Annotated in this window: 12 protein-coding genes; 3 read left to right on the top strand and 9 right to left on the bottom strand. The window is 44.1% G+C overall.

From position 1 onward, the window contains the following. Nucleotides 1–36: 36 nt before the first annotated feature. From ABWT76_RS13580 to ABWT76_RS13565, 4 genes are all read right to left on the bottom strand, one after another. Nucleotides 37–708 (bottom strand): DUF3318 domain-containing protein, encoded by a 672-nt coding sequence (locus ABWT76_RS13580; protein ID WP_156332019.1) that lies wholly within the window; start codon nt 706–708, stop codon nt 37–39. A gap of 237 nt (nt 709–945) precedes the next feature. Further along, nucleotides 946–2,373, bottom strand: coding sequence for a sugar transferase (locus tag ABWT76_RS13575; protein WP_354636265.1), 1,428 nt, complete (start codon nt 2,371–2,373; stop codon nt 946–948). A gap of 91 nt (nt 2,374–2,464) precedes the next feature. Next, nucleotides 2,465–2,917, bottom strand: coding sequence for an IS200/IS605 family accessory protein TnpB-related protein (locus tag ABWT76_RS13570; protein ID WP_199317505.1), 453 nt, complete (start codon nt 2,915–2,917; stop codon nt 2,465–2,467). After that, the gene (locus tag ABWT76_RS13565) at nt 2,910–3,710 is read right to left on the bottom strand and encodes a transposase (RefSeq protein WP_197285394.1); all 801 of its coding nucleotides are present in this window, start codon (nt 3,708–3,710) and stop codon (nt 2,910–2,912) included. The genes ABWT76_RS13570 and ABWT76_RS13565 overlap by 8 nt, the downstream gene beginning before the upstream one ends. A gap of 141 nt (nt 3,711–3,851) precedes the next feature. On the opposite strand from ABWT76_RS13565, the gene ABWT76_RS13560 reads away from it, so the two are divergent. Further along, the gene (locus tag ABWT76_RS13560; protein ID WP_054469472.1) at nt 3,852–4,103 is read left to right on the top strand and encodes a hypothetical protein; all 252 of its coding nucleotides are present in this window, start codon (nt 3,852–3,854) and stop codon (nt 4,101–4,103) included. Nucleotides 4,104–4,521: 418 nt separating this feature from the next. Here the strand turns inward: ABWT76_RS13560 and ABWT76_RS13555 are convergent, their stop codons facing one another. From ABWT76_RS13555 to ABWT76_RS13535, 5 genes are all read right to left on the bottom strand, one after another. Beyond that, nucleotides 4,522–5,133, bottom strand: coding sequence for a hypothetical protein (locus ABWT76_RS13555; protein WP_054469471.1), 612 nt, complete (start codon nt 5,131–5,133; stop codon nt 4,522–4,524). Between the two features lie 373 nt (nt 5,134–5,506). Further along, entirely contained in the window at nt 5,507–6,133 is a 627-nt protein-coding gene (locus tag ABWT76_RS13550) for a thylakoid membrane photosystem I accumulation factor (protein ID WP_190880770.1), read from the bottom strand. A gap of 125 nt (nt 6,134–6,258) precedes the next feature. Further along, nucleotides 6,259–6,741, bottom strand: coding sequence for a CRR6 family NdhI maturation factor (locus ABWT76_RS13545; RefSeq protein WP_190880768.1), 483 nt, complete (start codon nt 6,739–6,741; stop codon nt 6,259–6,261). A gap of 80 nt (nt 6,742–6,821) precedes the next feature. Next, a complete protein-coding gene (locus tag ABWT76_RS13540) occupies nt 6,822–7,907 on the bottom strand; it encodes a transposase (RefSeq protein ID WP_354636264.1) in 1,086 nt (361 codons plus the stop codon). Between the two features lie 13 nt (nt 7,908–7,920). Continuing rightward, complete coding sequence (locus ABWT76_RS13535; RefSeq protein WP_054470490.1) at nt 7,921–8,547, bottom strand: IS607 family transposase; 627 nt, start codon at nt 8,545–8,547, stop codon at nt 7,921–7,923. Between the two features lie 319 nt (nt 8,548–8,866). Here ABWT76_RS13535 and ABWT76_RS13530 point away from each other — a divergent pair, with 319 nt between their 5' ends. Together ABWT76_RS13530 and ABWT76_RS13525 are read left to right on the top strand one after the other, a co-directional pair. Beyond that, nucleotides 8,867–9,319 (top strand): Fur family transcriptional regulator, encoded by a 453-nt coding sequence (locus ABWT76_RS13530; protein ID WP_054469094.1) that lies wholly within the window; start codon nt 8,867–8,869, stop codon nt 9,317–9,319. Between the two features lie 462 nt (nt 9,320–9,781). Continuing rightward, nucleotides 9,782–11,959, top strand: a complete 2,178-nt coding sequence (locus ABWT76_RS13525) for a hypothetical protein (RefSeq protein WP_354636263.1) — start codon at nt 9,782–9,784, stop codon at nt 11,957–11,959. The last annotated feature ends 70 nt before the right edge of the window (nt 11,960–12,029 follow it).

Raw genomic sequence — 12,029 nt, 5'->3', positions numbered from 1 at the left:
GGATAAACAACAAATAGCAAATAACAAATAACCTTTTTAATAAAGTTTATCGTAGCGAGAGGTTTCAGTTTCCGGGGCTGGGCGATCATAGAGATAATCGGCTCTGGAACTATCCTGAGTCGATTTGGACTTGGCTTTAGCTTTAGCCGCACTGCGTTTGAGGGCTTGTAAGCGGGCTTCATATTTAGCCCGGAGTCGTTTTTTCGGGGTTTGTTCGATTAAAGTTTTCAGCGCACTGCCCAGACTCTTGTAAGCATTGGGCAGAGAATAGCCAAAGCGAGTAGCAATGGCGATCGCCCGTTCGTCGGCTTCAATGGCTTCTTTTAAAGTCTTCTCACCGTTATTTTTCTGATATAGACGATAGCCAGAAACTCCACATAATGCCAAAGCCAACAAGAGCAACAAACCATCTTGAACCCAAAGTTCACCAACAGCCCCGCCCAAACCAATTGCCAGGGCGGCCATTTCCCAGCCTTCTCTAGGAATCGTATCGTTTTGAATCCGCGCCACTTCATGCCAGAGCAACAAATTACGCTGATCCATCGCTAAATTTTCCCAGCGCACCAGATCCACTTGGATTTCTACCTGGTCGCTGCCAATTTCTTCGGTGCGGATCAGGGGTGGATTAACTTCTACACTTTTTTCCACCATGACCCAGCTTTGCAATTCGGGCGGTAATAAGCCTTTTAACCGCCGTAGTTCATTCATATCCGCTTTTGTGGTCGTAAAAGAGGTCATAACTCTCCCCAAAGATTGGCCTACAACAAAAAACTTGTCATTATGATAAATCGTAACAATTTTTCGGCGATCGGTGTTGTATGCCGGGGCGGAACTGCCACGGTGAGAGGATCGCCTGACAGATCCGCGTAGGGGTTAAGCATTCGGGCAATGTTAATTGTAGTACCAAGAGTTAATTCGCGAATGCTTAACCCCTACGCGGTCTGATTAATAGGCTCCTTCTTTGGCAACGACTACTTTAATGGTCTGAAACAGAATCCGAAAATCTAAGGCGATCGACCAATTCTGAATATAAGTTAGGTCTAGACGAAATACATCATCAAAATCCACCACATCAGATCGTCCAGACACTTGCCACAATCCGGTAATTCCGGGCAAAACTTCTTGGCGAATAAAGTGATGGGCAGAAAAGCGTTCCACGTCTCGCAGGGGAAAGGGACGCGGGCCAACTAAACTCATTTCTCCCCGCAAAACATTAAAAATTTGCGGCAGTTCATCCAAGCTATAACGACGCAAAAATTTACCCACGCGGGTGACTCTAGGGTCATCTTTCATTTTAAACATCACCCCTCCTTGCATTTCGTTTTGGGCTTCGAGTTGTTGCTGTAGCTTTTCGGCATTTGCTACCATTGTGCGAAACTTCCAAACTTTGAAGTGACGCCCTTTCAGTCCGACCCGGGTTTGTTTGTATAAGATTGGACCCGGTGAGTCAAATTTAATGCCAACAGCGATCGCTAAGAGAATCGGACTCAGGCACATCAGAATAATGCTGCCTGCGATCAAGTCAAACCAGCGTTTGAGCCAATAATCACCCCCAATAATCGGTGGAGAACTAAACCGCATCGTCGGGATGCCATTGACCATTTTGATTTCCGACCATTGAATCGGTAATTCCAGACCCACAGGCAGGATTCGCAAATGAATCCCCGCCGATTTCAGTTCCCAGTAAAGAAAAATTTGATCGGTGACAGATAATTGCGAGCAAATAAAGACTTCATTCACTTCTTTTCGGTTTAGACGTTGAATCATGGCCGACCAATCATGTTGTCTTTGTTTGGCAAAAATTTCTTGGCGATCGCAAATTTTAAACTGGTGCGCTTTCTGAAGAAATTTTTGTGCCTGATAGATATCTTTTGGTGTACCCACTAAACCAATGCGTTGGCGAATCAAGCCTTTGTAACGTAAAGACACAATGGCTAATTGCAAAAATAACCGCTCGACCACCACCAAAGTCATGGTAAAAAACCAGGACAACAAAAAGGTAGATCGGGCAATCACCGCCTCAGGCTCATAAAGATAACCGATCATTAATAAGACAACCTGAGCCATTGTCAGGGATTTGAGCAAGTTTAAATAGTTACGCTGTTTATCATCAGTGCCGTAGATTCCTGATGATGCACAAATTCCTAGAGTAATCACCAAGATGGGTAGCAAAAATGCTGGCTGTGAGTCAGAACCCCCTAGCAGATTAAAGGTTTCGGTAGTATTTCCCAGTTGATCTGCCAAAATCCAGGCACCACTGATCATCAAGCTATCCAAGAGGACGACAACTGCCACCCGTAACCAGCCGATGCCAGTCCCGCGAGTTAGGGTGGTAATAATCGGAGCGCGTATATCAAGCTGTTGTTTAGACATTGCCTTTCTAGATGCACGAAACGCTCATCGGTGAGCTTATGTGCCGATAGTTTTGGTGAACTTATCTGTGTTTCTTATATAGATATACCGTTCACACAACTTGGAGAAAATCGTGAGTTCTTAGTGGGTCAAGCACTAAAGGCATAAACGGCAATGCCTTTAAGTCATAGCCATCAAAAGCATTTGACTTTACCTTACGAATAATATTGAGGCTCCCATTGATGTCGGCATTGAGAATCCCTTTGTCAGATTTATATAGTCCACGACTGGTTCTCTTTCCGCTAAATTTGGGGGCTTTGTCTCCGTATTTAGACAACGGATCGCCATGGAGAAAAGATGCTTTGCTGGTGTAACTTTCTTCAGTTATGACAACATCTATCCCGACAATTTGAGCCTTATAGACGAGTTGCGAAATCAGCTTATTGTGAGGAATACTGACGAATTGTTGGTTGGTCTGTTTGACCAACTCAATTCCGTTCTTCCATCCATCATTGTGGCCAATAATTAACTGGTTAATCCCGTTAGCAAGACACCAATCAATCACTATAAAGGCTAACTGTGTGCAAGTAATTGTCTACACGGCAGTTTCTTTTGAAAGTGAGAGATTCTAGTCTTCTACTGGATTTACGCTGGTACTTGGTTGCCAATTCAGATTGGATTTTAGCTTTTTGCTTGTTGTAGTAGGTATTAATCGCCTTTAACGCCCCTCCCTTGATCAGTAAAGGCTTAACGCCTGACTGATTTGTTGTTAGAGTAACGAGGTTGACTAATCCAATATCTACCCCAGCAGTTGCATCCCCTGTGGTTGATGCTACTCGATCTTGTTCATAAACAATTTCCACCACATAGCAACCAGATCTGGGGATGACTCGAACTTCATTGACCTGTCGCAATCCAGAATTAAACTCTATCGGGCATGGGGTCAGTTTCACCACACCTTTTCTCAAAGCTGGTTTAGAGACAGTTTCATCGGGGAAGACAACGATATATCTTCCATTCTGCTTGTATTTATACTTCGGGATTTTAGGTTCCCCAAGGTATTTTTCTGGATGACGCTGCCAATCTTTATGCGCCTGTTTATATCCAATCCATGCTTTATGGACACGCCTAATAATTTGCTTGGCAACTTTGGTATTAGGTAATGCCCCATAAGCATCCGTCTTGGATACTAGATGATAAAGAGAAGTGAAAGACAACACCGTCCTTGTGTTAAAGAAGTGCTGCCTAATGTGATAATTGGCCAGATTAAATAAATTCTTAGACAAAAACGCTTGCTGGTCAAAGTAAGACCAATAAGGGTGGTTTTTGTTAATCAGATGTTTCTGGACTAATCGCATCTATCGTCCTCTCCCACTAATGAGCGAATGGGTGCTGATAAAAAAGCCCATCCCTTAGCCCGAAATCGGTTCTGGTAACTCTAAATATGGTTGTCTTGTTTGCCATCAGAGTGTTCATTATGATTGTTTCCAATTTAACAGATGACTAACGATTTTATGCAACTTTATGCTTTTTTACCAGGATTTAGGGGTGCTGCTATTAGCCCCGATCGACTCTCCACCAGTGTACACGCAGGTAATCAGTTTTTTACCATTCGCTGTTGGCGGATTAACGAAAAAATCAAAACTCAGTTTCGGATCCCCAGATATCTAATACTTTCCTCTCCTCCGACTTGGGAATATTCAGATCCGTGTGACTTGAACTTTAAAGGAGTCGCCCCGCGCCAAATCTAGGTATGATGGAGATTTCGTTGTGGATATCAAGAAAAAATCCTGGTGATTCAGCATCTTTCAGCATCTTAATGCCGAGATATTTATCTGCTGGAAAAATAAATCATCATCAGTGCGATGCGCGATCGCTTCCCTGGGAAAGCGGAATCGCTTTGAGGATACACTTATATTTGGAGAAAGACTCTTCCCCAGGCTCTTGTACTGTTTCCCTTCCAGACCTGTTCCCTAAAAGCCAGCCGAGAATTGAATTTTCTACTTTCATTCAGTTTACCCCAAGTTGATCCTTGATCGCTCAAGAATTTGCACTAATCGTACACCCTGATCGGGGTAATGACAATGCCTATTTCTCAACATCAAAGCCCATCATCTTCAGAGGATGTGTTACTAAAATTTAACATTTCACCCGTAAAAATTTCCCCATTTAACAAATAGGCCGCCGATTGGGTTTCACGGCATGAATATACTCACTGCCAGCATGAGGCCAGCCTCGGCGATCGGCAGCGTGTGCCGGTTGACCCCAACCTAGTTGTAAGATAATTTCCAAAAAATCCGATTTCTCCCATTTGCAAAGACTAGCCCATTCTGTGGTCTGGGCGATCGCCTTCACCTCCGTTGGCAGAATTTTTCGATAGTCTTTACCATAATTCACCATCAGATATAAATCCATCCCCTCGGTGACTTGTTGCCAAAAATCGATCGCCGAACTCTTGAATTCCCTGAGAATCCTCATATCGTGGGGAATGGCGATCAGCCGTTCATCCACCACAGGATACTTAAGGGTCTTGCCGTGAATAGTCAGATGATGCCAGACCAGACCGGATACCTGATGTTCTATCTGATATCGGTGGATCGTGACTTGAAAATCTTGATAAGCGGTGAACTTTTGAACTGCGTCGGGTTTGATAATTTTGTCAATCACTGGATTGAGATCGGAAATAGTCGCACTCAGATTTCGACGCTTACCGTTGAGGCAGGCTTGGCGCTCCGATTCTAAGATTTTAATCAGTTCTTGTGTGGTGTAAACCTTTTCCATAGAAGACTCCGAGCTTTTTTCGATAGTCTAACCTTTTCTTCCGGTTTACCTAAATGAAAATCAAACAATGGATCGGTGTTCTGTCATTAAATCTTAATGATGAACAATAGTCTCTTCATCCACTGGCATACTTAGCCCCAACAATATGGCTTAATCACCAAAACCTGGTTTTTTGGCCAACCAAAATTGGCATTTAAACATATTTAAGGAAGCCAAAAAAATTAATCTAACTCACTGGATCGGGAGGCGGGTAAACATTTAGCCCAACCTCCCGATCTAATATAGATTGCCCAGAGAAAGCCCTATTTTTTTAGCGTTCACCGGCGAAGGATGTTCGGAGAATCAGTCAATAAAGGTCAACCCGTAGGCTAATTTAATAGGCTAATTCTGTATTAAATTCATTCACGGTTCGTTGCTTCAAGTCTTGATCTTCAGACCGAAGGGGCAGGTTATAGATTTTCCGAAAAGCGTTATCTACCTGGATAAAGGGAACTTGTCCTTTGGCATTAAAGACAACTTGGCCAGATTGATCTAAAATGATTGTTTGGGGCACCACTCCTTGATAGTAATAGCCCGGTTCGGTTGGCTGATAAGTGTCTTTGACCGGAATAGAATCGACCATGATCGGCAAAATATCTGTGGAGCGACCATAGAATGACTGCAATTGCGAGACGACACTGGCATACTGCTTAGAATCTTGGCTGTCATCCACATAAAAAACAAGGAGAATGCCTTTGTCTTGATTTTGCAGGGCTTGTTCTAAAGTAATTTTGGGCGGCACTAAAGAGCCATTACCGCCATAGAGGGCATAGATATTGCCATCAAAATGATCGTCTTTGATCCCGGCGATCGCCTCGGGCATTTGACTAAACACCAGAAAAGTGAAAGTCATCAACAGGGTCAGCAAAAAACCGGCAATTAATCGACGAGGTTTGTCCTCACTCAGGGGAATGAAGTTGAACCCACCACGGCAACGAGAAAAAATTTGAGCAAAAATCATAGAACTGAAACTTAAAATTTGACGGGAAATTTACAGCCAAGCTGGATACCGTTGAAGATCGAGCAAAAATCTCCCCGATAAAATGCTACGATGAGCCTAAGACAACGAAATAAATTTCGGCAGACTTAGGCGTCAGTTTCGAGAAAATCAAACAAGGACTCATCTAAGTCGTAACCCAATAAATTGGCCATCGACATGAGTTTAGATTTGCTCGGTAGACCTTGGGATTTTAACCATTGGGCGATCGCAAAAATTTTATGCATCAAGAAAATTTCCAAGGCTTCTGGATTGTACTGAATTCCTTCCGTCCGATGAAACTGATGGGGCACCAGCATCGCCGTATATCGAGCCAGTTCTCCGGACTTCCAGTCCAGACAAACCGGCAACCAAGGATAGCAGGCATCCAAGCGAATAAACCACATCCGAATTTCTGGGATTTCCGACAGTTCGCGAGGATCGGTCGGTTCCCGGGGATAATCGATTTGAAACTGTAACTCGGCTGAACAAGCGGCCATAGCATCTTGTTGCCAGGGTTTAATCACTTTTTCAGCCCCAGATATATCTAAAGAACCGAAGCACTCAGAATTGACGGTGATTAGATTTGCCATTGCCACTAGAAGAAGAACAAATTTCTCAAGTCAGGAATATTTTACAAGTTCTTAGGTATGTAGTGCAACATTTAACCTTCTCAAACCTGTTCATCACTGAACATCTCTGAGAATAGTATGACATCACCAACAATGGTGAAGGCAGTCGCCTGCAAAGCTCGTAACATGATATTGCGAGCGCCATTCCAATCTCTTGGTGCTATATATCCACACTTAGGACATTGAAATTTTTTGTTGGCTCCCAGTTTTTCGTGGATTTGACCACATTTCGGGCAAGTTTTGGAGGTGAATGATTCATTGCAGCGAACTACAATTACTCCATTTCTAGCCGCCATCTGTTTTAAATTTTCAGCAAATTTATAATGACTCCAAGTCAGCAAATTTCTCGCCGTTCTTGAACGAATCTTTCTTTTTTGGCGTGAAACCATGTTGGAGGTTTCAAAAGTCGGCAAAAAGATTAATTTGTAATTTTTTACCAAAAAAGATGCTGATTTGTTATGTAAATCCTTAATTAAGTTTTGGATTTTGCCACGAATCCTGGTCGCTGCTTTACGCATTTGATAACGTTGACGCTTGTGGTCAGATCTAGCAATTTTACTCATTAGATTGTCAAGATGCGTACAGAGTCGATTGATTCTGCCGATGTCGTTCTTACCAATCTCTAAAATCGTTGACCCATCATAGCCCGTTAAAAAACTGCGAACTCCTGGATCTAAAGCAATCACTCCCGTCTGGGAAGTTTCCGTAGGTTCTCGATATTCAGGAAAAACTCCAAACCATAAGCCTTTCTGATAAAGAAGTTGAGTTCCATAACGGCATTGCTGTGGGATTTTTTCGGCTGATTTGAACTCAAGTCCTTTAGTTGCCTGACAATACCAAGTCCCGTTCTTGAAATTACCTACCTTGAATTTAATCACTTGATCAAAAGCGCGACAAGACTTAAAAGAGGCATTCCCGATATTGGCTTTGGCTTGTTTATGAGCATCTACGGCGTCTGCTACAGCTTCTTGTAACTGGTGACCCGGCAATTCTTTGACCCAATCAGGACGATTTTCCTCGCGAGCTAAAGCTTGTAATGAGAACGCTGATAAGTTGGGTTTATTTCTCAGGTAAGCAATCGTCCAGTTATAAATCCAGCGATAAGCAGCTAACCATTTTTTCCACAATTGATGAAGTTTTTTACAGGGATATATTCGGATTCTCTTGACGGCATTCTGAGTCCGTTTCGTCGTTGAGTTTCTGGCTTTTTTCTTGAAGCACTTTTTCAACTTGTTTTTTGTATTTTCGCAGTCCGTATAGCCTTGCAGAAAAGCAATGGAGGATGGACAGGATATCTTCAACGAGTTCTCTTTCTGGAGAGAGATTACGTTGATTAAGAACCACGAGTTTGCATCCAGCTTGGTCGCATAACCACTCAATAAGCGGGAATCCAAATCGGACGATTCTATCGGGGTAAGCGCAGACAAGGCATCCGACATCAGCCCGGTAGATTCGCTCCAAAATGGCGATAAGTTTTTTCCGCTTAAAATTGAGTCCGGAGCCAATTTCTTGAACAATTTCAGATGACGGATATGCGTGGCGCAAAAATTCAACTTGTCTAGACAAGTCATCTCGCTGGGAATAACTAGAGACTCTTGCATAGCAAATAGTTGGTTTCGCGTCCTGCTCGTACTCAACAATTGCAAATCGGCGCTGCCCCCCTGGGGTTCGGATGGACTTGATTTTTCCTTGTTTGTCCCATCGCCGCAATGTACTAATGGCAACTCCAAGAGATTCAGATGCTTCTCTGGGCGTAACATATTTCATCGGCCTAAAAAATTACTCGTTGCTGTCATTCTAGCACTAGATGACAAAATATGATAAGGTTTAGTAATATTTTTTTTAACCTCCTGTGCCTTCTATCAAAGCTCGTCCCTGGATTCAGTTATCGATCCGTTAAAATAACTAGGCAGCACAGGGGTTGATTTTTTGGTTGATTTTTTGGATACTTGCCACCAACGGCAGAAGATTCTGTTTCGATAGAATCAACCATGCAAAACCGCAAAGCTGTCCCAAAAAGTGGCACCGATAAAATCACTGATAAAAAAAATTAAACTTTCGTGAGGTCCTAACTAAAGGAGTGGCTGTGAAAAAAATTTCCTCTTTAGAAGATGCTTTAAACCAATGTCGAGATTTAGGGATGCGGATGAGCCGTCAGAGGCGATTTATTTTGGAACTGCTGTGGCAGGTTCCAGAACATCTTTCGGCGCGGGAAATTTACGATCGCCTCAATCGAGAAGGCAAAGCCATTGGTCATACTTCGGTGTATCAAAACCTCGAAGCCTTATCCGGTCAAGGGATTATCGAATGTATCGAGCGATCCGATGGGCGGCTGTATGGGAACATCAGTGACTCCCACAGTCATATCAATTGTCTCAACACAGGTCAACTTTTGGATATTTATGTAACATTACCAGAAGAACTGATCAAGCAAATAGAAGCGCAAACTGGCGTTCAAATTACTGATTACCGAATTGATTTTTACGGTTATCGATTATCGTCGGCTGAAACCTCTGAACAGATTGCCGTGACTGACTAGATCGGTCTAACAGGCGGAAAATTTAGGTCAAGACCAAACATTCACCGACAACTGGATCGCCGTGAGCGATAGCTTCGGCGTTGCGGATGCAACATCGCCAAACGGATCTTGATTGCACCCCCGAAAAAATATGCTGGAAAAGGGAGCGATCGCTTCGGCGGTGCGGACGCACTATCGCCGCACCTCTAATTCCGCTGACTAGGAACGAATGGCTAGACTTGTCTAGACTTATTATTTAATACTTGCTCTCATAAATATTTAGGGCTAAAACTGGTGTTGATCTGGTAGGAATCTATATAAGCTATGGTGAAAAAACAATTTGACCAATCGAATACACAGGCAGTACAACGATTACGCAGACCAAAAACCAGGCGGAGCGGCACAGCCGTTACCCAGTATTTACTACTTCATAAACGCCAGATCAGCTTAAAACAGGGATCTGATGGCTCCAGTGTGTTATCTGTGGACTCACAACATGGACATCTTCCTAACTCGGTTGAAGAGATTCTGTCTCAGCCCAAAGATTCATCGAAAAAGATCCAGCTTAAAGAAAAGGGAGCGCTTCTGCTCCGTGGTTGCGGCAAAGTGTTGGGTTATGGATCAAAATATATTTTTACTTGGCCGAGTCTCTGGCTGGCGGTGCTTGTGGCTTGCAGCACCACTGGGGTGATGGCACTGCGTTGGTTGCTGACTATGCCCCCGCCGATTAATTGTGAGCAAACAGATCAATTGACTTCCGATCGCCAGCGGCTTTACTGTGCCCAGAGAAGTGCTGAGTCCAAAAACTTAGACGACTTGGTAGCGGCGATCGCCCTGGTACAAGATTGGCCTGATGACCACCCCTTAAAAGCTCAGGCCAACAAATTGGTCGGAGAATGGTCGATGAAAATTATGGATCTCGCTCGCGAACAATATTTAGCGGGGGATCTCGATCAAGCGGAAGCATTGATTCAAAAAATTCCCGCCAGTTCCCCAGCATATACAGCGATTCAAAATGAAGTCGCTACCTGGCAAGGCAATTGGGCGGATGGCAAAACCATATATGACAAAGCCCAAGATGCCATCAAAAAACAAGACTGGAGACAAGCGGAAAACTATGCCCGAAATTTATTAGAACTTGACAATGTTTACTGGCGCAGCACTCGTTACAATCAACTCAAGGAGCAAATTTCTCAAGAAAAACAGGCTTGGGATAAATTAAAAGAAGCTCGGTACACCGCTGGATTTAAAAGCGTAGCAGACTTGGCTTTTGGCATTGACCTGGCTCGACAAATTCAACCACAAACATCAGCCGCTGAAGCGGCGAAAAAAGATATTGTCACCTGGAGTCGAGATTTGCTGCAAATTGCCCAAAAGCTTTGGCAGCAAAATGATATTGAAGGTGCAGTGAAAGCCGCGAACTGGGTGCCTCGCGATAATTTGGCCTTGTATCGCGAAAGTCGCGATTTGATTACCCTGATCGCCGCACAGAAGCTGATGAAGTCACAGAATTCTGCCAGTGACCGATTGGCGCAAGTGTTTGCTTTTTCTGAGGCGATCGCCGCGATGGGAAATATTGAACCGAATAGCCCTTTACATAAGGAAGTTCAAGGTTTCCAAACCAAGGCCAATCAACAAATTGAAGATTTATTGCAATTACAATTAGCGACTTTAACTGCCAGTTTTAATCATCCCTGGATATTAAAACTGGCGATCGACCAAGCGCAAATGGTTACTGTTGACCGCCCTAGACGAATCGAGGGTCAAAGCTTAATTGGTCAATGGAGCAAAGAAATTCAGCTATTTGAGGATCGCTTTTATGTCGCCCAAGCGCAACAAATCGCCCTCCCCGGCTCGATTGAAGCTTACCAAGCCGCGATCGCCGTGGCGAGTCAGGTAGAAAAAGGCCGACAGATGCGGGTTTCAGCCCAAACTTTGATTGCGAATTGGACGAAAAAAATTCAACGGATTGAAGATCAACCGATCTTAGATCAAGCTTTAGCCCTGGCAAAAGCGAACAAGTTGCCAGAAGCTATCACTACTGCCAAAAAAATTACCTCAGATCGAGCATTATATAAAGAAGCGCAAGCAGAAATTAGTAAATGGCAAAGCACGATAGAAATTGCTCAGGATCAACCGATTCTGGATCAAGCCAAGACTTTGGCTGCCCAAGGCAGTTTGGGTTTGGCGATCGATACTGCCTATCAAATTAGCTATGGTCGGGCGTTGTATCCTCAAGCTCAAGAGGCGATCGCCCAGTGGTCAGGACAGTTAGAAGCCATTCGAGCGGAACAAGAAGCCTCGCGACGAGCCACCTATCAACAACCGGCTCCGGTTTACCAAGAACCACCCCCGCCCCGTTATCAAGAACCCGCGCCAGTTTACCAAGAACCGGAGCCGGTTTATTACCAAGAACCCGCCCCGGTTTACCAAGAACCCGCCCCGGTTTACCAAGAACCCGCCCCGGTTTACCAAGAACCCGCCCCGGTTTACCAAGAACCCGCCCCGGTTTACCAAGAACCCGCCCCGGTTTACCAAGAACCCGCCCCGGTTTACCAAGAACCCGCCCCGGTTTACCAAGAACCGGAGCCGGTTTACCAAGAGCCAGCAGCGTCTGAGCCAACCTATAATGATGCTCCAGCAATTGATGGCATTGAATAAAGGTATATTGAATGTTGAGTGTCTTGTTTTCAAACAATCAACATTCAACATCTTGCCCACAAACCCTGAA

The sequence above is a fragment of the Planktothricoides raciborskii GIHE-MW2 genome (assembly GCF_040564635.1).
In the GTDB taxonomy this organism is placed as follows: Bacteria; Cyanobacteriota; Cyanobacteriia; order Cyanobacteriales; family Laspinemataceae; genus Planktothricoides; species Planktothricoides raciborskii.
This window is presented reverse-complemented; position numbering and strand designations above follow the sequence as displayed.

Coding starts and splice junctions, on each gene's coding strand:
- ABWT76_RS13555 (WP_054469471.1), bottom strand. CDS start 5,133: ATGGAAAAGGTTTACACCACACAAGAACTGATTAAAATCTTAGAATCG.
- ABWT76_RS13565 (WP_197285394.1), bottom strand. CDS start 3,710: ATGCGATTAGTCCAGAAACATCTGATTAACAAAAACCACCCTTATTGG.
- ABWT76_RS13580 (WP_156332019.1), bottom strand. CDS start 708: ATGAATGAACTACGGCGGTTAAAAGGCTTATTACCGCCCGAATTGCAA.
- ABWT76_RS13560 (WP_054469472.1), top strand. CDS start 3,852: ATGACTAACGATTTTATGCAACTTTATGCTTTTTTACCAGGATTTAGG.
- ABWT76_RS13550 (WP_190880770.1), bottom strand. CDS start 6,133: ATGATTTTTGCTCAAATTTTTTCTCGTTGCCGTGGTGGGTTCAACTTC.
- ABWT76_RS13535 (WP_054470490.1), bottom strand. CDS start 8,547: ATGAAATATGTTACGCCCAGAGAAGCATCTGAATCTCTTGGAGTTGCC.
- ABWT76_RS13575 (WP_354636265.1), bottom strand. CDS start 2,373: ATGTCTAAACAACAGCTTGATATACGCGCTCCGATTATTACCACCCTA.
- ABWT76_RS13545 (WP_190880768.1), bottom strand. CDS start 6,741: ATGGCAAATCTAATCACCGTCAATTCTGAGTGCTTCGGTTCTTTAGAT.